Here is a 22,896-nt window from a genome sequence, read left to right as displayed (position 1 = left end):
ATTGAATGGAAACGAAAAATGCCGGCGGGATCCGTCGGCATTCGATTACCTGAATCAGTTTTAATCCAGGCTGATAATTTTGAATTCGGTACGACGGTTTAGCTGATGTTCTTCGTCGTTTTTCGCATTAGGGATTACTAACTGACGTTCTCCGTATCCTTTAGCCGTAATACGATCAGGAGAAATACCTTTTGAAATAATGTAGTTAACGGCTGATTCGGCCCGTTGCTGAGACAAGCGTTCATTGTAAGCGTTTGAACCCTGAGCATCCGTGTGCGAACCTAACTCCAGTTTAATATCAGGGTTATCCTGCAAAATCCGAACCACTTTATCCAGCTCAATCGAAGCATCGGCCCGGATGTTAAATTTATCGAAATCGTAATAGATCGTTTCAATTTTAAAGGCTTTGGAAAGTTCCGTTCCCACTTCTTTCTTGAGCATATCTACCGTCGCATACAGTGTGGTGTCGGTAATGGCCTTCGTAAGTCGATCCGCAGGAATGGCTTTCCCTTCCGTCTCGAATAACTCCTGCTTTTTGATGTATTCTGAGCGTTCAACTACGATGTTATAATCTCGACCAATGCGGATGGGATAAACGCCAAATTTACCATCGGTGTTGGTTACCGCTTCACCAATGGTTGTTTCATTTTCATCAACCACCACCACTTTCGCTCCGTCCAGCGGTTGCTGGGTTTTGGCATCAATAATGGTTCCGGCAATAAAGTAACGAACGGATTTACCCGGTTTATTATCCGGGTTTTTGGGTGTTAAAGGCGGTTGCTGAGCAATCTGAACGGGCTCATTACTGGACTCGAAGTAATAAATATCATCGTCGCCCTTACCACCGTCACGGTTCGAAGCAAAGTAACCCCGGGTGGAGTCGGCCCAAACCAGACCAAAGTCATCGGCTTTGGAGTTAAAAGGCTGTCCCAGGTTCTGCACCTGAATTACCCCTTCGTTACGGGTGGCTTCAAATAAATCAAGTCCGCCAAAACCGGGGTGCCCATCAGAGGCAAAATATAATTTGGCATCGGGCGAAACGTAGGGGAAAATCTCATTACCGGGGGTGTTGAGCTCACGTCCCATGTTAGCCGGACGACCAAAACGGCCCGATTTATCAATGTTTACTCGCCATAAATCCAGTCCGCCCGAACCACCAGCCCGATTGGAGCTAAAGTAAAGCGTTTTGCCATCGGCTGAAAACGCGGGCGAGCCATCCCAGGAAGCCGAATCACTAAAGGCCAGCCGCTCGGGTTCAGCCCAGCCCGTGCCCGCATTACGGCTGATGTAAAGATCCACGTCGGCAGATGTGTTCCCCTCGCCTTTGCTACGGCCCGTATTGCCCCGGGCAAATACCATCATTTTTCCATCGGCTGAAAACACGGGAGTACCTTCGTTCATGTTCTCGCCAAAAATGCTCTGACTGAATAGTTCTGGTGTACTCACTTCGGTAGGGGAGGTTAACTTAGCCTTGTAAAGACCTAACATGGGTTGACCGTTGGCTTTATAGATACGGTCTTTTCGGGAGGCAGTGAATACCAGCTCGTTTTGTACCAATACCGGAGCAAATTCTGAAGAAGCCGAGTTTAGGTTCGAAACGTTAGTAATCTTGAAAGGACTTACTTTCTGACTGATGGAATCAAGCAGGGTTAAGTTATCCAGCTCCCGGCGAGCCAGCGAAAGCAGGTTGCGGTTATTACCCTTTTGCTTGGTAAATCCCCGTAATTGATCGGCGGCTCCATTGTAATTTCCCTGAGCTTTCAGGGCGTAGCCATAGTATAAACGTAACGTTGGTTCTTTACTGCCCGCTTCCAGAGCCTTCTGATAATAATCAGCCGATTGAGCAATGCGATTGGAACGGCGGTAACTTTCGGCAATGTATAGATTCGCTTTAGCGGCATCCTGAGGAACCGCTTTTTGAAATTGCTTGATGGCTAATTCATATTCACCGTTTTCATAGTGACTTTCGCCCTTTTTAAAAGCCTGCATCGCCGAATTACAAGCGGCCAGACAGACGCTTAACAGGAGTAGAAAAATACGGGAAGTAGTAATCAACTTCATAGTGGCTGCGGTAGTTTGCGGGTTCAAGTTAGGTAAAATCCGACGATCAGTGCTTATGCCTGAAAGGAAGGCTTTTCTTCTCTGAAAAAATTACCAGATAAAATTCAGACCTCCGGGAATGTTTCGGTATATTTTTCGTTACTAGAAACGGATAATTCCTGCCCAATCATCTAATGAAGCAAAGAATTTATTTTATCTTTGCCGCCCCTATTTACTGGTTTTTGTTAATTATTTAAAAATCAGTCAGTTACAGCAGGGATGTTGCAACACGAAGTTTTGGGTTTTCAGCATTTGGCTGCCCGGGTCCATTACCAGAGAATATAGCTATAAAAACGGCTGAAACCCGAGAAGGTTTTCGCAAGAAAAAGCTTTCAGGCCATATTCGAAGGGAGACCCTTTAACCCATACTTTCTTCAAATTTAACCATAGTTATGGCACAGCAAGAGGAGTCTTCACGTAGACCCCGCAAAACCAATTCAGAAGGCCGCACTTTTTCAGGTAGCCGCCCCGAACGTCGTACTGACGAATTCCGTCCTCGTCGCAGCAGCGAAGGAGACTCAGAAAACAGACCCCGCCGCTCATTTGATAAACCTCAGGGCGAACGTTCGTTTGACAAGCCCCGCAGTAGTGGTCGTTCCAATGATCGTAACTCCGATTCTCGTCCTGAACGTAACTTTTCCCGTGGAGATCGTAACGCGGATTCACCCCGTAGTGAGCGTAGTTTCGATAAGCCTCGTGTAGGGGGGCGTTCTTTCGACCGCTCCAGTGATCGGAATTCGGATAATGCTCGTGGGGAGCGTTCGTTTGACAAATCCCGCAGTGGAGGCCGTTCGTTTGATCGCTCCAATGATCGTAATGCAGACGCACCTCGGGGTGAACGTTCGTTTGATAAACCCCGTAGCGAACGCAATTTCGACTCGAAGCCCGGTTTTTCCCGTGGCGATCGCCGATCAGATGCACCACGAGGGGAGCGTTCCTTCGACAAACCACGTGGCGAACGTAACTTCGATGCTAAACCAGAGCGTAGCTTTGACAAGCCCCGCCGGGATGAAAACAAGGATCGCGAAACGCCCAATCGTTATGGCAAGCGGGCCGATCATGATCCTACTCGCAAGAAAGGCCGTTTTCAGCGTTCGGATGACGCCGAGAACATCAAAACGCCTACGTATAATTTAGACAAATACAAAGAAAACGCTCCCGAGAAAATCCGTAAGAAAATTGATAAGACGGAGAAAGAAGGAAGAAATACTACGCGTCTGAACCGATACATCGCTCTTTCGGGAGTTTGTTCGCGTCGCGATGCAGATGCTTTGATTGAAGCCGGAGAAATTTCAGTAAACGGTAAAGTAGTCAAAGAACTCGGCTATCAGGTGAAAGCTGGCGAAGTGGTTCGTTACGGTCGTCGCACGCTCAATCCTGAGAAAATGGTGTACGTGTTACTCAACAAACCGAAAGATTTCATTACTACGGTGGAAGACGACATGGATCGTCGCACCGTGATGGAACTGGTAAAAGCCGCCGCTGGCGAACGCATTTATCCTGTAGGCCGTCTGGACCGCAACACAACGGGTTTATTACTGTTGACGAACGACGGAGAGCTAGCCGAAAAGCTGACGCACCCTTCTAACCAGATTGAGAAAATCTATCAGGTAGAGATTAATAAACCCATCACCACGGAAGATTTCGAGGCCATTAAAAATGGGGTGGAGTTGGAAGACGGTTTCATCAAGCCCGATGAAGTAAGCATCATTACGCCAGATGCTCAGGTGATAGGCATTCGGATTCACTCGGGTCGGAACCGCATTGTTCGCCGGATTTTTGAGAAATTCGGTTATGATGTAACCAAACTGGATCGCACGGTTATCGCGGGCCTCAATAAAAAAGAGTTACCCCGGGGACAGTGGAGATACCTGACTGAAAAAGAAGTAATTCGATTGAAATATCTGGTATAAAAAGTAAAGGGCGATTGATTAATTCAATCGCCCTTTTTTATGTGTAACCCTGACGGATAGCTTAAATAAAAATGACTTCACGTACGACTTCTTCGCCCATTTCGCGGTTTAATAGTTCGATGAGCTTCGTTTTAGCCAGTACTAGTTCCTGCCGCAAAGGAGCCGAAACAATCTGCACGTAAAGCGTACCTTCAGAAACGTACAAACGTCCGGTTCGGCTGGCGATAGACTTGCCCACCAGTTTTTCCCAAAACGCCACCAGATACGTTTCACTGTACTTATTTTTCAGTTCATAAGCCCGGAGCATCTCGTCGATGGCTGCTTTGATGGTCGTAGTGCCCGGTTTTCGGGAGATAGGCTCGCGGGTAATTGGCATATTCGTGGTGTTTGCAGGCAAAGGTACAGTGACTATCAGCTAAATTCAATGATTCATTTCCAAATGATGGCCTCAAAGAGAAAACAAAATCCATTTTTCTCATTTTATTTTGTTTCCCTAGTCAGTAATGCCTAATTTTTAGCTGGTCTTATTAATTCCCTGTGATAATCTAAAGTTTTGTTTATTATTTGTTAGTTTCGTGTTAGATATACAGAGGTAAATACTCAATGCTCCCCAAAAAGATCGTATACGTTTATCAGTTTTTCAGAACACCCGAAGAGGGCGGCATTATTCGCTCGTATTACCTCTCGCGGTCTCTGGCTGATGCAGATTACGAAGTAGAAGTGATTACGAGTCATAACGAAAAAAAATACGCCTGCAAGCAAATCGAAGGCCTTACCGTACATTACCTACCGTTACACTATGAGCAGCGTTATGGCACGCTTCGCCGGCTTTATGTGTATCTGGCTTTTGTATTAAAGGCCATTGGTTGTGCTCTACGCATCAGGAATGTGTATCGCTGTTACATTGCTTCGGTGCCGCTGAGTGTAGGTTTTATCGGATTGGCTATGAAGTGGTTCAAAGGCGTTCCTTACTACTTTGAAGTGGGCGATCTTTGGCCCCGCACGCCTATTGAAATGGGGTATTTCAAAAATCGTTTCCTGCAAAAATTTTTATACGGCTTAGAGCACCTGTTTTACGAACAGGCCGAAAAAGTCATTGGGCTTTCTCCGGCGATTCAGAGTGATATTGAAGAGCGGATTAACCGCCCTGTAGCTTATATTTCTAACATAGCCGACTGCGAATTTTACCAGCCTCGTTCAAAAGATCCGGCTTTGGAAAATCGCTGGAATGCCGCTGGAAAAACGGTTATTACTTACTTTGGTTCCATTGGAAAGGTCGTAGCTCTGGATGCTCTCCTTGACATTGCCCGGCTGGGTCAGAACCGTACCGATTTGAGTTTTCTTATCGTTGGTACGGGTTCGGAGTTGGCTCACCTCAAGCAGAAAGCCGTGGGCTTGGATCATGTTCAGTTTCTGGGTCATGTCAATAAAGGGCAACTTCGGGACATCCTTAGCATCACTGATGTAGCGTATTTGTCCTACCTGGATGTGCCGGCGTTGGGTACCAACTCTCCCAATAAACTTTTTGAAGCCCTGGCGGCGGGAAAGCTATGCGTTATTAACATTCGAGGCTGGCACTGCGACATGATTGAAAGCGAAGGATGCGGGTTTTACGCCGATCAGAAGAATCCTCAGCAGTTTTACGATAAACTGAAACCTTACCTGCAGCAACCCGAATTTCTTCATCAGGCCAGTGAAAATGCCCGGCGACTGGCCGAAACTCAATTTTCCAGACAAAAACTGGGAGCAGATTTCGTAGCTTTGTTCAACGTTGAGCAGCCTTCCCTGCGTCGAAATCACGTATTAGTGAACTCCTGAACCGTCATTAGTGTAAGCGTATTCTTCTTCGGATGATTAAAAAAGTAGTGTTAGTGGGCCCGGAATCTACGGGTAAAAGCACGCTGGCCCGCCGCCTGGCAGAGCATTTTAATACCGTTCTGGTGGAGGAATATGGCCGGATTTACTGCGAAAAATTTGGGAATGACTGTGATGCCATGGATCACTGCCATATTGCCGCCGGCCAACTTTTTCTCGAAGAGCAGGCGTTGCCTAATGCCCGGCATGGTCTTCTCATTTGTGATACAGATTTGTTGGTTACCCAAACTTTTGCAGAACTATACCTGGGGCAGTCGCCGGAGCTGATTCAAAAATGGGCGGCCAGTCAGTTTTATGATTTGTATCTATTGTTGAATACGGATGTGCCCTGGATCAACGACAGTATTCGTTTATTTGCAGATCGGCGGCAATGGCATTTTGATCGGCTGAAAGCCTTACTCGAAGAGCAACAACGGCCTTACGTCATCATTTCAGGCGATTATGAGCAACGTTTCAGGCAAGCGATTCGAGAAATTGAGGCAATTCTCAAACCAGAAACAATACTTTGAGGTATTAATAAAGAAGTTTCTTTTAAACCTGGACCATCCTATTGGTGTCTGCTATGAAAGTAAAATTTATCAGCGTTTTTTTCGTTAAAGTAGTTAGTATTTGAATTATATAAAAGACATGAAACGTATCTCAAAATCGCTCCTGCTTTTGGTATGCAGCGTTGGACTTTTGGCAGCCTGCGAGCGTGATCCCGTCAATGACCTGGACCCTAAGGACTCTCAGGTATTTATTACCAACCACACGACTACCAATTTTACGGGTTATAAAACCTTTTCGATCCCCGATTCGGTGTTGGTAGTAGAAAATGAAAAATCAACGAAAATGGTACGTACCCAGGATCTGATTTTCATTGACCGCATTATTACTAATTTGACTAATCGGGGCTTTACCCGCGTGGCTCGTAACGCCAAGCCCGATCTGGAGGTAACTCCCGCTCAAATCAGCTACTCGCAGTCGGGGTATGTGCCTACGTATAACCCCTGGTATTATGATCCCTATTGGGGCTATGGGAATGGCTATTGGTATGGTTACGGCTACGCTCCGTATTACAGCTATTACTCGTACAGCGAAAACTACTGGTACATTCGTATCGCCGACGTTAAAAATGTAAGCAACAATCAGGCTACGGTTGTCTGGGACGCCCAGATTCGCGGGGACGGAATTTATGATACTTCATCCGTAGGAACAGTGGTGGATGGCGTATTTGCTCAGTCTACTTACTTGAAAGCCAATTAATTGTATTAATCTAGTCTTCTTATGAAACGCCTATTATTGCTGGCTTTTGTTGGCTTGTCTTTCGGGGTAAGTGCTCAGCAAAACCCAGGACATTATAATAAACAGGATTACGAGTATCGCAGTGTTCCGACTCGTACAATGAAATCTCCTTTCGAACGGTATACGCATTATCAGATTACTGCCCGCTATGGCGTAGCATCGCCGCTGGGAAGTTTGAAAGATTATGCCGGAGGAATGGCTAAGTACCATTACAATCTTTCGGGAGAGTTCGTAACGCCGAAGAATTACTCCTTCGGTTTGCAGTTCAATTATTCCTATTTCAAGGATCGATTGCCCCGCCGGATTTATACCTCGGGTAATCAGGACATTTCCTCTATTGAAACGCACTCGTTGGGAGCTACTTCGTTTCATGCTTTTGGGAAGTACCATTTCGCGTCACCGAATGCCCCCGTTCGGCCTTACGCCATGTTAGGTTTGGGAGCTACCGGTATGCGGAATCTGACTTATTACGGCTACCTGGAAGATGGAAAAAGCACGCTGGCGTTTAGTGGTCAGGCTGGGGTAGGAGCCCGTTTCCTGTTTGCTAAAAATGGAAACTTCGGAGCCGACGTTCAGGCTACTTATTTTTACTCGCCTTTCAAAAGTAGCTATGTATCTAATGTAGCGAATGTATCGGCTTCGGCGGGTTTGTTTTACCGCTGGTGGTAAGCTTATACACGTTTAGAAAAAAGCCGCTGAGTTGCTCAACTTAGCGGCTTTTTTATGGATAATTACTAGAATTTTGAGTGAAAAAGTTATCAGAATATCTAATGTGAAGTAATTGTTAACCAGTGAGTTAGAACTTTATTGATATAGTAAAATGAAATTCAAGCGTGGGTCACAGATAGGCGGTAGTTTGCAGCATGGATGTACGCACGCATTTTCGCACCATTGTCCTGTCGGATATTCACCTGGGTTCGAAGGGAGCCAAGGCCCGGGAGGTCACCGCTTTTCTTAAGCAGTATACCTGCGATAAGCTTATTCTCAACGGCGATATTATTGATGGCTGGCAGTTAAAAAAATACGGCAATAGCTGGAAGAAAAAGCATACTTCGTTCTTTCGTCAGGTCCTTAAAATGATTGAGGCCTACGATACGAAAGTCATTTATCTGCGGGGTAATCACGATGATTTTCTGGATCATGTGTTACCCATCAAAGTTGGAAAGTACTTTTCCATCCGCCGGGATTATATCCTCAAAACCCAGAAAAACCAGCAATATTACGTCACCCACGGCGACATTTTTGACCGTATTACCACGCACCTGAAATGGCTGGCTTACGTAGGCGACGTAGGGTATAACCTGCTGCTGGGAATCAATAAGTTTTATAATCACTGGCGGGCCTGGCGTGGATTGCCTTATTACTCCCTTTCGCAGGAAATCAAGCATAAAGTCAAAGCAGCGGTTAATTACATCTCCGATTTTGAAGAGAAACTAGCTGATCTGGCCGAGTCCAAAGGATGCACTGGGATCATCTGTGGGCACATTCACCAGCCCTCCATCCGCATGATCGGTTCTGTACAATATCTGAATTCCGGTGATTGGGTGGAATCACTTTCGGCTTTGGTGGAAGATCACGAAGGAAACTGGAACCTGCTTTATTATACGCCCATTTCTTCGAATTTACCCCTGGAAGAAGAAATATCTGAAGACGATCAGGAACAGGAAGATGACATTCTCAAAAGCCTTATATCTTTGAGTTCAGTCAAAGGCTAAGGTATGCGAATTCTTTTTTTTATTCAGGGCGAAGGTCGGGGCCATCAGACCCAGGCTATTGCCATGGCCGAGATCCTGCAAAAAGCCGGACATGAATTAGTAGGAGCAATTGTCGGCACAACCCAGGGCCGGGGCATTCCGGTCTTACTCGAAAAACACCTATCGGTAGAAATGCGGGCTTTCCCCAGCCCGGCTTTGCTCTATAGCGAAAAAAGTAAATCACTAGCCGTCTGGAAAACCTTTTGGGAAAACCTCAAACAGGGTAGCGTTTATATGCAGCAGGCGGGTAAAGTGGAGGCCTATATTCAGGAAAAACGTCCTGATGTGATTATCAATTTTTACGAAATGCTTTGTGGCTTATGGCGATTACGGTATAAAACCAGTATTCCGGTGCTTTCCATTGCCCACCAGTATTTATTACAGCATTCGCAGTTTAGACTTCCTACCAGTAGTTTTCTTCATCACCGCATTGTCAATACGGTTACCCGACTTTCAGCGTTGGGAACTACTCGTAAACTGGCTCTTTCCTTTTACGAAATGCCTGATGACACGAAGCAGGATATTTACGTCATCCCTCCTTTACTGCGAGCAGAGGTAAAGGTTTTAGTCCCGCAAAAAGAGGATTTTATTCTGGCCTATATGACTCATTATAAGCTGGAAGATGACCTGCGGGATTGGTGTCGTCGCCATCCAGAAACGAACGTAGTAGCTTTCTGGGCTCATCCGCAAGCTCAAAAACTTGAAACGCCCTTACCCAATTACAGCCTGCATCGCGTGGATGCCCATTTATTTCTGGATGCCATGCGTCGTTGCCGGGGATTAGTGAGTACTTCAGGTTTTGAAGCCATTTGTGAAGCGATGTATCTGGGTAAGCCCGTGATGCTTTTTCCTACGCCCCAGCATTTTGAGCAGGCCGTTAATGCCATTGATGCCGCTCGGGCGGGAGCAGGAATTCAGGCCACTTCTTTCCTTGAAATGGATCGATTTCTCGATTACCTGCCTACTCACCAGCCCATTGAAGACACCTTTCGCCTTTGGCAGCATCAATTGGAAGAAAAAATCAGGCAGCAACTAGTCGCCGTTACTGGCTGATTGTTTTTTGATGATATTGATAAACTTGGAAAGTTCCTCCTGACGGGCTGGGCTAGATTCGGGATAACTCATAGGCAAAGTTTTGAGCTTTTCCAGAATAAGTTGACTAACAATGAGTCGCATGTTTTTCTTATCGTCCGCCGGAATAACGTACCAGGGAGCTTTGGGCGTAGAGGTCTGGTTGATGACTTCCTCGTAGGCCTCTTGATAGTCGTCCCAATATTCCCGTTCTTTTACGTCGTTTTCCTCAAACTTCCAGTTTTTAGAAACGTCTTCAATCCGGCTGATGAGGCGTTTGCCCTGTTCTTCTTTAGAAACATTGAGGAAGAATTTCATGATGTGAATGCCATTCCGCACCAGATACTTCTCATAATTGGCAATATCCTTATAACGATGTTTGAAGAGTTTGTCCAGGTCTTTGGTCAACTCTTCGGGTAATCGCTGGGTATCAAGAATGATCTCGGGATGAACTTTTGTCACCAGAACTTCTTCGTAATAACTCCGGTTGAAAATGCCAATGGTGCCCCGCTGTGGAGCCCGGAGGCTGGTTCTCCAGAGGAAGTCATGTTCCAGTTCGAGCGTAGAAGGGCGTTTGAAGTTATGAATCTCCACGCCGAAGGGATTCACTCCACTCATGACGTGCCCAATGGTGCCATCTTTACCCGCCGCGTCCATGGCCTGAAAGATGAGTAATAAACCAAAGCGGTTATGGGCGTACATGCGGCTTTGCAGCTCGTCAATCTCTTCGCGGTATTCCGCTAAAAGGCTTTCGTACTCTTCCTTCGTTTGGTAGAGATCCTTGATTTGAGTCGAATGGTCTTTGATTTTAAATTTGTCAGAACCCGTTATGCAAAACGGTTTGGTATCGAGATTTAATTTCATACAGATAGGGAATGTTGGACTGCTCTAAATTGCTTGAATTAAGGTAATAATATTCTTTTACTTAGGTAAACTATCCTGGTTCTGTTCCTGTTATCTATCTAATGAAAACAATATTTCGAACGCTCAAACTAAGTCTCCTGTCTGTGGCCACGCTCTTTGCGTGCCAGTCGCCGGCTCAGGAGCAGAAGAAAGCTATGACAACGGATAAACCTCTGCCTAAAACAACCGTACAAGTACCCGCTGGACTCGAAGTAGCCACCTTAGGATCGGGCTGTTTCTGGTGTACCGAAGCGGTCTTTCAACGGTTGGAGGGTGTAGTAAAAGTAGAATCAGGTTATTCCGGTGGTTTTGTGGAAAATCCTTCCTACAAAGACGTTTGCACCGGTCGAACCGGACACGCTGAAGTAACGAACATTACTTACGATCCGAAGAAAATCAGCTTTGCTGATCTGTTAGCCGTTTTCTGGCGGACACACGACCCAACCACAGTTGATCGGCAGGGAAATGACGAAGGTCCTCAGTATCGTTCGGCCATTTTCTATCATAACGAAAAACAGAAAGAAGAAGCCGAACACTGGAAGAAAGAAGTAGACAAGGCCAAGATTTACCCCGATCCGCTGGTGACGGAAATTACGCCTTTTACTAATTTTTATAAAGCCGAAGCTTACCACCAGGATTATTACAACCAGAATGGCCGTCAGCCTTACTGTTTATTTGTGGTAAGACCCAAGGTTGAAAAGTTTGAGAAAGTTTTTAAGGATAAACTCAAACAACATAACTAATCAGTTTCGTTTGATGGAAAAGTCCCTGCCTTCACCCGCAGGGATTTTTTGTTTACACCCTACAAAACCTAAATTCGCAGCTTATTTTATTTGTTTTCAGTTTGCGGTGGACTGTTTTCAGTTGACAATAACCAGAAACGTACCCGGCGTAATACTTTGTGAAACGCTGTGTTGAGTCCTTGGGTCTTCAGGGTAAAACTGAAAACGATTAATCACAAACTGAAAATTGAAAACAGAAAACTACTATGTCTGTTCATAATCCTGATATTAAGCGGGTTACTACGCATACCCTGCAAGAATTAAAATCCAAAGGCGAACGAATCAGTTGTTTAACGGCCTATGATTACTCCATGGCCAAGCTTATCGATGCGGCTGGCGTGGAAGTTATTCTCGTAGGAGATTCCGCTTCGAACGTAATGGCGGGGCATGAAACCACCTTGCCTATTACCTTGGATCAGATGATTTACCACGCTCAGTCGGTGGTTCGGGCCGTGAAGCGAGCCCTGGTCGTAGTGGATTTACCCTTTGGCAATTACCAGGGAAACTCCGAAGAAGCCCTGCGTTCGGCTATTCGGATTATGAAAGAATCGGGAGCTCATGCCGTGAAACTGGAAGGCGGAGCCGAGATCAAAGAATCCATTGCTCGGGTGCTGAGTGCGGGTATTCCAGTAATGGGTCATTTGGGATTAACCCCGCAATCTATTTACAAATTCGGCACTTATGCCGTGCGAGCGAAGGAAGAAGCGGAAGCTCAAAAACTGCGTGATGATGTTCGTTTGCTGGAAGAGTTAGGCTGTTTTGCTTACGTGCTCGAAAAGATTCCGGCTCAGTTGGCCGCTGAAGTTACGGCTTCGGTGCACATTCCCAGTATTGGAATTGGAGCTGGGGGCGGTTGCGATGGTCAAATTCTGGTCATGCACGACATGTTAGGAATTAATCAGGAGTTTAAACCGCGTTTTCTGCGTCGCTATGCCAATGTCGCCGAGGTGATTCAACAGGCAGTATCGAGTTACGTAGACGATGTGAAAACGAAAGACTTTCCTTCGGCAGCGGAGGAGTATTAATCAGCAAAAGGCATGAATCCAAACTTGGGCAAAGGACTGATCATTCTGGGTGGGATTGTAATGGTACTGGGAATCGTGATCTACTTTTTTCACGATAAACTGCACTGGATAGGACGATTACCCGGCGATCTACGTCTAGAGCGGGAAAACGTTCGGATTTACATGCCCATTGCTACCTGCATCCTCGTAACCATCATTCTCAACGTAATCTTGTGGTTGATTCGTCGCTTGTTTTGATTTTTAGAAATGGGCTAAAATTTATAATTGTCAGACTTCAATACACTGATTGGGAATCGGAGGGTAAGACAGATACATTCTTTCGTTTAAGCCTGTTCTCTCGAACAAAAGGAGAGCCCTTATGTAAAACGGGTCGGCTTCAAGTTGATAAGAAATCGCTTACGAAAGATAACGTCGACTAGGAATTTACAGAATAATTCTGTCGAGTTGCTGTTTGGTAATAAAATGAAGACATAATGTACCAAAAGCTCCCAATTTGTCCGATTTTTGTGGAATTATATTCCCATTAATGGGGAAAAGTGTTGAGAAGTGAAAGGTATATAGCATAGCTTCGAAAGGTTAATGAATAGTTAATATACACAGCAAAGCCCCGGCCCTTCAACGAGCCGGGGCTTTGCTGTGTATTGGTTTTAAAAGTTGAATTTCGTTCGAAGGCTGATATTTATTCCCTGTTCGTCAGCATAATACCGAAAACGGTCTAGATAATCCCGGTAAGCAGTGTTGAATATATTTTGAACGCTCAAGCTCACATCCAGATTCTTTTTATGAAGTGGAATGGAAGTACCTAACGCCGCATTCCAGAGCCAGTAGGCTGCTGGTGGAGGAGCAAAGTCACTGTTTGGGGGGACCCTGATTTGCTTGGCTACGTAGGAATGGCCCGCCTGAAGGTAAAGTTTATCCAGTCCCCAACCGGGCTTTGTCCATGCATAACGAAGCGAGTTTTCCAGCCGATCAGGAGGAATTTGAACTAGCCGAACGTCGTTTTTAACGTCCATTACCCGAACCATCGCATATTTACTTTGTATAGTTAAATGATTGGTTATTAGGTAATTAAAGGAAAAGTCAATTCCCTGAAAAAGAGCATCTACCTGTGTATATTTAAAATACGGAAATGCCCCCCGGATGGTAAGGATAGGCGTAGCCTGGGGTTGCAGGTAAATAAAATTATGGATGTAATTACGGTAGAAAGAAACTTCAGCCGTCAAGTGTTTACTACTGTATTGAGTCGTCCAGTCAAGATTAAAAGCCGTTTCGGGTTGCAGGTTGGCGTCGCCTTCTTCATACGCTGCTGCTCCGTGGTGAACGCCTGCACTGTATAATTCATTGATGGAAGGAGGCCGCCAGGCCACCCCAGCATTCAGCCGTGTATTCCATGCTTTCCCGAAGCGACGCACGAGGCCCAAACTGCCCGATACGTTACCAAATCGCATATACTTATATTCCCGAACTCCGCGACGAGGAAAAAGAGTAATTCGCTGATAACGAAAGTCGTATCGTACGCCTGCTTCTAGATCCCATTGTTCACTGCTGTACTTTTCAAGCCAGAATAACCCCGCTGTTCCTTGTCTGAAATTAGGAATCAGGGGCCGGCCATAAACCAGATTTCTTTGGTATTGAAGACTTAATCCTGCTGATCCCGTGATTTTTTGGGCAATGGGTCGATGCTCGTAAACCAGATCTCCCGTATAGGTCGAGATTTCAAAGTTAAGTTCAGGTCGGTTTAAAGCCGCTAAACTATCATTTCGGGGTCGGTGAAGATCGTACTCTGCCCTTTTGTTTCGTTGACGAGCCAGCGTTAACGACCACAGGCCTTTTTCGGAGGGTGAATAACTGATTTTCAGTTTCTCAAGACTATGGGATACTTGCTGATAAGGACGCCCAATGGCATAATTAAAACCACTTTTTACGAACGGTTCTCCATTTTTAAGTACATTTTCTAGGTCACTAACACTGCCAATGTGCGAACCACTGAAAATACCTAGTTTAGTATCAAAATGGCTGGCGAATCCTTCCAGATTCCAGTTACCGTGACGGTAACCCACCGCCAGCGAATAGTTACCTTCGGCAATGCCCGTGTTATCTAAAAAATAATGAGGAGTTTGAATATTACCGCCCCTTTTGAGCGTTCCCTGTACCCGCCAGCCTAATCCGGGTAGTGCTTTTAAGCCCCCTTCTACCTGTAAAGAAGCTACGCCCTGACGCCCATTAGAGAAGCCAACTAAATTTGCTTCGCCTTGTATATCAGTATGTTGTGGAATAGGGGCAGGCTCTACCAGCACCACTCCGGCAATTGCTTCAGGACCGTAGCGAACGCCAGCGGCTCCTTTTACCACCGTAAGTTGTTTGGCAACAAAAGGGTCAATTTCGGGAGCGTGTTCGCTGCCCCATTGCTGTCCTTCCTGACGAATGCCATTGTTCAAAATCAGGACTCGATTGGAGTGCATGCCGTGAATAATGGGCTTGCCAATGCTACTGCCTGTTTGAAGGGTTGATACACCCGTAACGTTTTTCAAAGCATCGGCCAGACTTTGCCCCCGGGTCTGATCCAGAGCTTCTCCCGATAACACCGAACGATTCAGCGTAGAATTCTCCAGCTTATGAGCCGTAACGGTTACGTTTTGCAGGTGAATGTCTTCTTCTTCCAGATGAAGATTTTGCTCTACTTCTTCATGAATAAGATTAACAGAAAGAGTATCAGACTGATAACCAATGAGTTTACAAATTAGAGTATACTTACCCTGGCACAAACCCCTAAGCACATATTTACCGGAACCGTCGGTAAGAGTCGTCCGATTTATTTCCGGTAAGAACAAAACAGCTCCGGCGACGGGTTTGCCGGTTTGATGCTCATTCACTTCTCCTTTCAGTACACAGTTACAATTCTGGGCTCGCACCGACCCCGTTAGTAACAGTCCCCCAATCAATAACCAACGCATCATGAATTCCATTGCTTGAATGTAACGACAAAAGTAACGTATGTGCAACAGTATTGCAAAAAGACAGATTATGGAATGAATTTTGAGTGTATATGACCAGGTAGGTTGTTTAATAATTTATTAAAATCAATTAATCAAAAGGCTGTGGCCCGGTTTTTTAATATTAATTCCCGATTGTTCAACCTAGAGTCCAGTTTTGTTAAACACCTGATTTGCTGGGTGAAACCTGATTTGAACCGTTCAATCAAAAACTCACGCAAGATTTTTTATTACTAGGACATAAACATAATATTGTTTAACCTAATAAATAATTTCATTAAACAAACGTCGCCTTATTCAGCCCATGACTGCTCTTGAATTTACTCATCACGTTGGACACGTCTCGAAATCACTGCGGCCTTTTGCACTACGATTAACGAAGGATGTTGAAGAGGCCAATGATTTATTACAAGACACGTTACTCAAAGCTTTCACCAATCGTGATAAGTATGCGGACGGCACTAATATCAAAGCCTGGCTTTATACGATTATGAAAAACACGTTCATTACAAACTATCAGCGGATGGTGCGTAAGAACACGTTTATTGATACATCAGACGACTTATATTACTTAAACTCGCTGGAGAGTTCTACCGACAATCAAGCTTATTCAACCTTTGCTCTGGAAGACATTAATGCCGCCATTCACGTATTGGACGATTCTCACAAAACGCCCTTTATGATGTATTTTCAAGGCTACAAATACCACGAGATTGCTGATCGTCTGCAAATTCCCATCGGTACCGTGAAGAACCGAATTCACTTGGCCCGCAAGGAATTAAAAGATCAGTTGAGCATGTACGAATACGCGTACTAGGACCTTCATCTTGATTAGAATAACGAAGCCGGATTCTCCCGGCTTTTTTTGTGTCTACCCCCCAAACAATTTGACTTCGTCCCAGTTAGACTGGTAGTATTTTAAGTAATTTCATGGGCAAACGAGTAATTGTTATTGGTGCCGGTTTTTCGGGCTTAGCCGCCGCCACCGCTCTGGCGGATCAGGGGTATGAAGTAACCATACTAGAGAAAAATGAGTCGGCTGGAGGACGGGCCCGAAAGTTTGAAACCCAGGGTTTTGTCTTTGACATGGGCCCGAGTTGGTACTGGATGCCCGATGTGTTTGAAAAGTATTTTGCTCAATTCGGTAAAAAGCCTTCCGACTACTACCAGCTCATCCGTCTGGATCCTTCCTATTGCGTGGTTTTTGGCTCTAACGATGCCGTAGATCTTCCCGCCAGTTTGCCCAAACTTGAAGCTTTGTTTGAAAAGCTGGAACCCGGTGCCGCCCAAAACCTTCAAAAGTTTCTCAAGCAGGCAGCCTATAAGTATGACGTCGGAATGAATACATTCGTCTGGAAACCCAGCCGAAGCATTACCGAGTTCTTGAGCTTTAAATTACTGCTGGACGTGAGTCGTCTGGATGTGCTGCAATCGTTTCATTCCCACATTCGGAAATACTTCAGGCACGAGCGAATTCTCAAGCTCATGGAATTTCCAATTCTGTTTTTAGGAGCCCTTCCTGAAAACACACCGGCCATGTACAGTTTGATGAATTATGCGGAAATTGCTCTGGGTACCTGGTATCCCATGGGCGGCATGCACGAAATCGTCAAAGCGATGGTGCAACTGGCCCATGAGAAAGGCGTTCAGATTAATTACGAAGAAGAAGTGCAGGAATTGGTCATCAAGGATGAAAAGGTACGGCAAGTTGTTACCACGACGGGCACTTATCACGCCGATGCAGTGGTAGCGGGGGCCGATTATCATCACGTAGAAGATCGGTTGCTGAAACCCGAGTATCGGAATTATTCCGAAAGCTACTGGCAAAAGCGAATTCTGGCTCCGTCCTGTGTGCTATATTACTTAGGGGTAAATCGCCGGGTAGATAAGCTGATTCATCATAACTTATTCTTTGACGAAGACTTCGGGCTGCATTCGCACGAAATCTATACCGAGCCGAAATGGCCCAGTAAACCTTTGTTTTACGTATCCGCTCCCTCCAAAACCGATCCTTCGGTGGCTCCTGAGGATTGTGAGAATTTATTCGTTCTCATTCCTGTGGCTCCCGACCTGGAAGGGGATACCGAAGCCACTCGTGACTATTATTATAATATGGTTATGGAACGGCTGGAGCGTTACGTAGGTCACGACATTCGCAGTCATGTGGTTTATAAACGTAGTTACGCCCATTCGGATTTTATACAGGATTATCACGCCTTTAAGGGGAATGCTTACGGATTAGCTAATACGCTCAGCCAAACAGCTTTATTAAAACCTACGCTTAAAAGTTATAAGGTAAAAAATTTGTATTATACTGGTCAGTTAACGGTTCCTGGCCCCGGCGTACCGCCATCCCTGATTTCGGGACTAGTGGTAGCTCAGGAATTAGACCGCGAACAGAAAAAGAGAGTATAGTTTTTTTAGGGTTTTATCCTTACTAAACCTACGGCAAATTGATGAAAAATATGATGGCATTATACGAACAAACGACACTGGAGTGCAGTCGGCTCATTACCCAACGCTACAGCACGTCGTTTACTTTAGGCATTAAAACACTGGACCGAAAGTTCCACTGGGCCATTTATGCCATCTATGGATTCGTTCGATATGCGGACGAAATCGTGGACACTTTTCACGATTTTGATAAAAAAGACTTACTGCTGCGTTTTAAAAAAGATACCTATCAGGCCATTGAAGAAGGTATCAGCCTGAATCCGGTGCTGCATTCCTTTCAGAAAGTAGTCAATCAATTTGGCATCGAGCGAGAGCTTATTGAAGCCTTTCTGATTTCCATGGAAATGGACTTGGACGAAACCAGTTATACCAAAAATGGCTATGAAACGTACATCTACGGTTCTGCCGAAGTGGTTGGACTGATGTGTCTTCGGGTGTTTTGTGAAGGTGACTGTAACGAATATAACTCCCTGAGTGAACCCGCCCGCCGGCTGGGTTCGGCTTTTCAGAAAGTAAATTTCTTGCGGGATATTAAATCCGATTTTCACGACCGGGGTCGAGTGTATTTTCCCGGTGTAGATTTCAATAGTTTTTCAGCCAAAGACAAACTCATCATCGAAGACGACATTCAACAGGATTTTGATGCGGCTCTTGTAGGTATTCGGCGATTGCCTCGTTCGGCCCGGATGGGAGTATATCTGGCCTATTGTTATTATTTGCGACTTTTTGCCAAAATCAAGGCCGTACCTTTTGCCCGAATTCAGGAAGAACGCATTCGGGTGCCAGATTTTCAAAAACTCATGATGTTGGCCAAAACCTACGTTTCCTATCGGACCATTTAATGGAGGTTGATAAATAAAAGAGCAGCTTTTTGTTTAGAGCAGAAAGCTGCTCTTTTGTTTGCTATCCCGTAGGTATTCAAAATCAACTAAAGCCAAGTAAAAGCTTAATTTCTAGGCTTATAGCTGCATTTTACGTTAACATCCATTCGCAGGTGGTACCTTAAAGACCAAATAAAAATATAATTATTTACATAATATAGTTGACATATTCCGACTTAGGTAATATTCTGAGTTTATTAAAATAGGTTTATTATTAATCTAAGTTTTATAAAAAAACATAGTAAGTGTATTGACTATATTGAAAAACGACTAATTTTATTCCAGATTTTTAGTAAACGGTCAGTTTAGGTCCATTTTGAGGTTGAAGGTAGTCTTATAAAGAAATTGGATTTAAGTAATAGTTGCCCATTATCCGTTTACAATCTCCGCCCGGTATAGAAACATTCATTATCCTTATATAACAGAAATCGGTGACCTGCCAGGGTCACCGATTTCAAGTACTGGAAATTTCGTCTGTAACGCCAATCACTCGACGAAACTCCGGTTTTGATTTCCATGTGTCTGTTTACATGTACCAAAACAAAGCAAAAGTATGAAAAAAAAGTACCACACTCTCCTGGAGGTGGCTGGGCAAAGGAATTTTAAGAGTAAATTAATTCTCCCCGCACTGGTCCTGGGATTAAGCCCGATTGTTTCCGGGGTAAACTTGTCCGAAAAAGTAAAAGTGCCTACCAGTCTGACTATCAGTGCCCCTGTTGATCGTGTGATTACAGGAAAGGTAACAGACAAGGAATCAAAAGAAGGGTTACCGGGTGTGTCGGTTCAGGTCAAAGGAACCAGCATCGGTACTACGACGGATGCTCAGGGAAGATACAAACTGAGCGTTCCCGACCAGCAAAGTGTAGTGGTGTTTTCGTTCGTGGGCTACACGCCAATTGAACAACCCATTTCTTCACAAACTACACTGGACGTTGAATTAGCCACTAATTCAAAAGACTTAACGGAAGTATTAGTGGTGGGCTACGGTACGCAAACCAAGAAAGAGTTTACGGGTTCGGCAGCAAGTATCAATAGTGAGAAACTCAAAGAAATTCCCGTGCAAAGTTTTGACCAGGCTCTGGCGGGCCGGGCAGCCGGGGTGAATATTGCCGTAGCCAATGGCGTACTTAACAATGCTCCCGTAATTCGGATTCGGGGGATCAACTCGATTTCTCTAAGTTCCTATCCATTAATTGTAGTGGATGGTATCCCTTTAACCACTGGTAGTGTGGGTAACGGTAACGTCCCTAATAACCCGCTGGGGGATATTAACCCTTCGGATATTGAGTCCATTGATGTGTTGAAAGATGCTGCTTCCACGGCCATTTACGGTTCGCGGGCGGCAGCTGGGGTGTTGTTAATCACCACAAAAAGAGGGAAAGAAGGACGGGTGAAAGTGGGTTACGACGGCTGGGTCGGTGTTACGAGTCCCGTGCGTTTGCCTAAACTGCTCAACGCTGATGAGTACATGATGATTAAAAACGAGGCCGTTAACAACAGGAAGATTTTAGAAGGTAGAGCTAATGATCCAAATGTACCCTCGGAATTATTTTTTCAGGCTCGTCGCTCAGATGGCTCTATTATTAATACTAACACTAACTGGTATGATTATATCTTTCAGAATGGCGTATCACAGAATCACGCCGTTAATGTAAGTGGGGGAAGTAAAACAACGAGTTACTTCTTTTCGACAAACTATTCAGATCAGAATGGTATCCTGAGAACCAATAATTTCAAGCGTAAAGGTATCCGTTTGAATCTGGATCATCAGGTTAATAAATGGCTGAAGCTAAGAGGAAGTATTAATTATACTAACTCTTTTAACAAGTCACCCAATTCTGGCTCACTGGAGGGTAATGCACAACTTATCGTGGGGGCTGCCCGGATGGCCTATACGTTGGCACCTAACGTAGCAGCTTATAAAGAGGATGGTACCCCTAACATCAGGGATGTAAACGCAGGATCTATCAATGACGGAGGACCTATCAATAATGATGGGAACAAAGTGGTTAGTGTTTATTTTAACCCTGTCGCACTTTTTAAGCTGGCGAGTTATACTTCTGAAAATGATCGTATCCTGGCTAATATCGGTGCGACTTTTAGTCTTCTGAAAGGGCTTAGTTTTACAACTAATTACTCTATTGACCGTCTAAGAAATGAGAATATTACCTCATTAAGTGCTGTCCGGGGGAGTAGTTCTACTACTAATGGTTCGGTTACAAACATAACGGGTCTTCGCAACAACTGGAACTTTACGAATACCCTTAATTACGACACTCGTTTTGGAAAAAGCCACCTGACTGCATTGCTAGGTTATGATGCTCAGGTATTTGATACTAACATATGGGGAGTGAACGTAACTCAGGCGGCTGACCCTTACTTTGATGATTACCAGGGAACATGGGGTAATATTACGCCTTCAGGAAACAGCCTCTTTAATCGATCCTTCCTGTCGATGTTCTCACGGGTAACGTATGACTTTAATGACCGTTACTTTTTTACGATAAACTTTAGAAGGGATGGTAATTCTTCTTTAGGATCAGATAAGAAGTGGGGTAACTTCGGAGGTATCTCTGGTGGCTGGTCTTTGTCCGAAGAAGAATTCTACAAAGCTTCTTCGCTGAGCAAGGTCATGACCAGTGCTAAGCTGAGAGCTAGCTGGGGACGGGTAGGAAATGGGAACCTTAACAGCCCATATGCTTCTTTAAACCTATATTCTTCATCGCTTTACGGAACGGTGCCTACCTGGGCTTATAATCAGGCGGGCAATGCCAATTTAGGTTGGGAGACTTCGCAACAGACCAACGTAGGAGCTGACCTGGATTTCTGGAATGGTAAGCTTCAGGTAGAATTAACGTATTTTAATAATAACGTTGATGGCTTGATTCTGAATGTTCCACAAGCCCCATCCAAGGGAATCCCTAATAACGCTATTTTATCTAACGTAGGATCCTTATCTAACAAAGGACTTGAATTAGGCATTAACTCGACGGTAATTCGTAAATCGGACTTCTCCTGGAATATCAGCTTCAACTATTCCCGTCTGAGTAACAAAGTGACCTCTTTGGCTAGTGATGGGAAGCCTATTTTAAGCACTACTGCCAGTTCAGCTAATATCTTCAATATCACACAGGTAGGTTCGTCGGTAGGGACGCTCTACGGTGCTATTACCGACGGCATTAACCCTGAAAACGGACAGCGTATTTTCATTAACGCTGCTGGAGAGCGGGTGCAGTATAGTTTGGCAGTTCCTACTGATGGAAATTCCTGGACATATCTGGATGGGAGAGCTGCCCCTGCTATTACAGCTAATGACTACAAACCTATGGGTAATGCTTTGCCTAAATGGTATGGTGGATTTAATAATACGTTCCGTTATAAGAACTTTGATCTGAATGTAAACTTTACCTACTCTGGTGGTAACTACATTTTAAACGGGAATACGGGTACCTGGCTGGATCAACGGATGTTTAATAACTCCAAAAAAGTACTCAATCGCTGGACAACTCCGGGTCAAGTTACGGATGTACCTCGTCTGGTTTATGGAGACAACTTTGCTGCGGCTAATATTCCAAACATTTCAGCTTATGTAGAGAAAGGAGATTTCCTTCGGTTGCAAAACCTGGTGTTAGGCTACAAACTACCTGCTGCTGTATTTGGACAATCGGGTATTAGCTCGCTTCGTGTGTATGCCCAGGCCTCTAATGTATTTCTTCTTACGAAGTACTCAGGCGTAGAACCTGAATCTTCTGTAAATGGCAATACTAATACTTCACCAGGTATTGAATATAACTCTTTGGGGAATGGCCGTACCATCACGTTTGGTGTGAATCTTAGCTTCTAGAAATGATCTTCTGAATG

Annotated in this window: 18 protein-coding genes; 14 read left to right on the top strand and 4 right to left on the bottom strand. The window is 44.8% G+C overall.

The window, feature by feature from the left end:
* Nucleotides 1-60: 60 nt before the first annotated feature.
* The gene (locus tag QE390_RS05360; protein WP_307141369.1) at nucleotides 61-2,061 is read right to left on the bottom strand and encodes an OmpA family protein; all 2,001 of its coding nucleotides are present in this window, start codon (nucleotides 2,059-2,061) and stop codon (nucleotides 61-63) included.
* Nucleotides 2,062-2,492: 431 nt separating this feature from the next.
* On the opposite strand from QE390_RS05360, the gene QE390_RS05355 reads away from it, so the two are divergent.
* Nucleotides 2,493-4,013 (top strand): pseudouridine synthase, encoded by a 1,521-nt coding sequence (locus QE390_RS05355; RefSeq protein WP_307141368.1) that lies wholly within the window; start codon nucleotides 2,493-2,495, stop codon nucleotides 4,011-4,013.
* A gap of 61 nt (nucleotides 4,014-4,074) precedes the next feature.
* Here QE390_RS05355 and QE390_RS05350 read toward each other — a convergent pair whose 3' ends face one another.
* Nucleotides 4,075-4,389, bottom strand: coding sequence for a DUF721 domain-containing protein (locus QE390_RS05350; protein ID WP_106637141.1), 315 nt, complete (start codon nucleotides 4,387-4,389; stop codon nucleotides 4,075-4,077).
* A 227-nt stretch (nucleotides 4,390-4,616) separates the two neighbouring features.
* On the opposite strand from QE390_RS05350, the gene QE390_RS05345 reads away from it, so the two are divergent.
* From QE390_RS05345 to QE390_RS05320, 6 genes are all read left to right on the top strand, one after another.
* Nucleotides 4,617-5,831 (top strand): glycosyltransferase family 4 protein, encoded by a 1,215-nt coding sequence (locus tag QE390_RS05345; RefSeq protein ID WP_307141367.1) that lies wholly within the window; start codon nucleotides 4,617-4,619, stop codon nucleotides 5,829-5,831.
* A gap of 32 nt (nucleotides 5,832-5,863) precedes the next feature.
* Nucleotides 5,864-6,397 (top strand): AAA family ATPase, encoded by a 534-nt coding sequence (locus QE390_RS05340; RefSeq protein ID WP_106637143.1) that lies wholly within the window; start codon nucleotides 5,864-5,866, stop codon nucleotides 6,395-6,397.
* A 118-nt stretch (nucleotides 6,398-6,515) separates the two neighbouring features.
* Nucleotides 6,516-7,133, top strand: a complete 618-nt coding sequence (locus QE390_RS05335; RefSeq protein ID WP_307141365.1) for a DUF4136 domain-containing protein — start codon at nucleotides 6,516-6,518, stop codon at nucleotides 7,131-7,133.
* 21 nt (nucleotides 7,134-7,154) lie between these two features.
* Nucleotides 7,155-7,841: an OmpA family protein gene (locus QE390_RS05330; RefSeq protein WP_106637145.1), complete on the top strand. Its 687-nt coding sequence runs from the start codon at nucleotides 7,155-7,157 to the stop codon at nucleotides 7,839-7,841.
* A gap of 194 nt (nucleotides 7,842-8,035) precedes the next feature.
* Nucleotides 8,036-8,887: a UDP-2,3-diacylglucosamine diphosphatase gene (locus QE390_RS05325; protein ID WP_106637146.1), complete on the top strand. Its 852-nt coding sequence runs from the start codon at nucleotides 8,036-8,038 to the stop codon at nucleotides 8,885-8,887.
* 3 nt (nucleotides 8,888-8,890) lie between these two features.
* The gene (locus QE390_RS05320) at nucleotides 8,891-9,979 is read left to right on the top strand and encodes a glycosyltransferase family protein (protein WP_307141364.1); all 1,089 of its coding nucleotides are present in this window, start codon (nucleotides 8,891-8,893) and stop codon (nucleotides 9,977-9,979) included.
* Here the strand turns inward: QE390_RS05320 and QE390_RS05315 are convergent.
* Entirely contained in the window at nucleotides 9,959-10,861 is a 903-nt protein-coding gene (locus QE390_RS05315) for a polyphosphate kinase 2 family protein (protein ID WP_307141363.1), read from the bottom strand. The genes QE390_RS05320 and QE390_RS05315 overlap by 21 nt on opposite strands.
* Nucleotides 10,862-10,962: 101 nt before the next feature.
* Between QE390_RS05315 and msrA the strand changes: the two genes are divergently transcribed.
* From msrA to QE390_RS05300, 3 genes are all read left to right on the top strand, one after another.
* A complete protein-coding gene (gene msrA, locus QE390_RS05310) occupies nucleotides 10,963-11,643 on the top strand; it encodes a peptide-methionine (S)-S-oxide reductase MsrA (RefSeq protein WP_373424532.1) in 681 nt (226 codons plus the stop codon).
* A gap of 245 nt (nucleotides 11,644-11,888) precedes the next feature.
* Nucleotides 11,889-12,707 carry a 3-methyl-2-oxobutanoate hydroxymethyltransferase gene (gene panB, locus QE390_RS05305; protein WP_307141362.1) on the top strand — a complete coding sequence of 273 codons (819 nt, stop codon included), beginning with the start codon at nucleotides 11,889-11,891 and terminating at the stop codon, nucleotides 12,705-12,707.
* A gap of 12 nt (nucleotides 12,708-12,719) precedes the next feature.
* Nucleotides 12,720-12,944, top strand: a complete 225-nt coding sequence (locus QE390_RS05300) for a DUF2905 domain-containing protein (RefSeq protein ID WP_106637150.1) — start codon at nucleotides 12,720-12,722, stop codon at nucleotides 12,942-12,944.
* 410 nt (nucleotides 12,945-13,354) lie between these two features.
* On the opposite strand, the gene QE390_RS05295 is transcribed toward QE390_RS05300, so the two are convergent.
* The gene (locus tag QE390_RS05295) at nucleotides 13,355-15,664 is read right to left on the bottom strand and encodes a TonB-dependent receptor (protein ID WP_307141361.1); all 2,310 of its coding nucleotides are present in this window, start codon (nucleotides 15,662-15,664) and stop codon (nucleotides 13,355-13,357) included.
* Nucleotides 15,665-16,004: 340 nt separating this feature from the next.
* On the opposite strand from QE390_RS05295, the gene QE390_RS05290 reads away from it, so the two are divergent.
* The 4 genes from QE390_RS05290 (at nucleotide 16,005) to QE390_RS05275 (ending at nucleotide 22,879) form a co-directional block, all read left to right on the top strand.
* The gene (locus QE390_RS05290; protein WP_106637152.1) at nucleotides 16,005-16,517 is read left to right on the top strand and encodes an RNA polymerase sigma factor; all 513 of its coding nucleotides are present in this window, start codon (nucleotides 16,005-16,007) and stop codon (nucleotides 16,515-16,517) included.
* Nucleotides 16,518-16,630: 113 nt separating this feature from the next.
* Nucleotides 16,631-18,115, top strand: coding sequence for an NAD(P)/FAD-dependent oxidoreductase (locus QE390_RS05285; RefSeq protein WP_307141360.1), 1,485 nt, complete (start codon nucleotides 16,631-16,633; stop codon nucleotides 18,113-18,115).
* 50 nt (nucleotides 18,116-18,165) lie between these two features.
* Complete coding sequence (locus QE390_RS05280) at nucleotides 18,166-18,996, top strand: phytoene/squalene synthase family protein (RefSeq protein ID WP_307141359.1); 831 nt, start codon at nucleotides 18,166-18,168, stop codon at nucleotides 18,994-18,996.
* A 592-nt stretch (nucleotides 18,997-19,588) separates the two neighbouring features.
* Nucleotides 19,589-22,879, top strand: a complete 3,291-nt coding sequence (locus QE390_RS05275; RefSeq protein ID WP_106637154.1) for a TonB-dependent receptor — start codon at nucleotides 19,589-19,591, stop codon at nucleotides 22,877-22,879.
* Nucleotides 22,880-22,896 lie beyond the last annotated feature (17 nt).

The sequence above is a fragment of the Siphonobacter sp. SORGH_AS_1065 genome (assembly GCF_030818595.1).
In the GTDB taxonomy this organism is placed as follows: domain Bacteria; phylum Bacteroidota; class Bacteroidia; order Cytophagales; family Spirosomataceae; genus Siphonobacter.
Note: the sequence above shows the minus strand (reverse complement) of the source record. Positions and strands in the feature narration are given on the sequence as shown.

Bases quoted from the DNA above. Each gene is read 5' to 3' on its own strand.
- QE390_RS05360 (WP_307141369.1), bottom strand. From the start codon at position 2,061: ATGAAGTTGATTACTACTTCCCGTATTTTTCTACTCCTGTTAAGCGTC.
- QE390_RS05355 (WP_307141368.1), top strand. From the start codon at position 2,493: ATGGCACAGCAAGAGGAGTCTTCACGTAGACCCCGCAAAACCAATTCA.
- QE390_RS05350 (WP_106637141.1), bottom strand. From the start codon at position 4,389: ATGCCAATTACCCGCGAGCCTATCTCCCGAAAACCGGGCACTACGACC.
- QE390_RS05345 (WP_307141367.1), top strand. From the start codon at position 4,617: ATGCTCCCCAAAAAGATCGTATACGTTTATCAGTTTTTCAGAACACCC.
- QE390_RS05340 (WP_106637143.1), top strand. From the start codon at position 5,864: ATGATTAAAAAAGTAGTGTTAGTGGGCCCGGAATCTACGGGTAAAAGC.
- QE390_RS05335 (WP_307141365.1), top strand. From the start codon at position 6,516: ATGAAACGTATCTCAAAATCGCTCCTGCTTTTGGTATGCAGCGTTGGA.
- QE390_RS05330 (WP_106637145.1), top strand. From the start codon at position 7,155: ATGAAACGCCTATTATTGCTGGCTTTTGTTGGCTTGTCTTTCGGGGTA.
- QE390_RS05325 (WP_106637146.1), top strand. From the start codon at position 8,036: ATGGATGTACGCACGCATTTTCGCACCATTGTCCTGTCGGATATTCAC.
- QE390_RS05320 (WP_307141364.1), top strand. From the start codon at position 8,891: ATGCGAATTCTTTTTTTTATTCAGGGCGAAGGTCGGGGCCATCAGACC.
- QE390_RS05315 (WP_307141363.1), bottom strand. From the start codon at position 10,861: ATGAAATTAAATCTCGATACCAAACCGTTTTGCATAACGGGTTCTGAC.
- msrA (WP_373424532.1), top strand. From the start codon at position 10,963: ATGAAAACAATATTTCGAACGCTCAAACTAAGTCTCCTGTCTGTGGCC.
- panB (WP_307141362.1), top strand. From the start codon at position 11,889: ATGTCTGTTCATAATCCTGATATTAAGCGGGTTACTACGCATACCCTG.
- QE390_RS05300 (WP_106637150.1), top strand. From the start codon at position 12,720: ATGAATCCAAACTTGGGCAAAGGACTGATCATTCTGGGTGGGATTGTA.
- QE390_RS05295 (WP_307141361.1), bottom strand. From the start codon at position 15,664: ATGATGCGTTGGTTATTGATTGGGGGACTGTTACTAACGGGGTCGGTG.
- QE390_RS05290 (WP_106637152.1), top strand. From the start codon at position 16,005: ATGACTGCTCTTGAATTTACTCATCACGTTGGACACGTCTCGAAATCA.
- QE390_RS05285 (WP_307141360.1), top strand. From the start codon at position 16,631: ATGGGCAAACGAGTAATTGTTATTGGTGCCGGTTTTTCGGGCTTAGCC.
- QE390_RS05280 (WP_307141359.1), top strand. From the start codon at position 18,166: ATGATGGCATTATACGAACAAACGACACTGGAGTGCAGTCGGCTCATT.
- QE390_RS05275 (WP_106637154.1), top strand. From the start codon at position 19,589: ATGAAAAAAAAGTACCACACTCTCCTGGAGGTGGCTGGGCAAAGGAAT.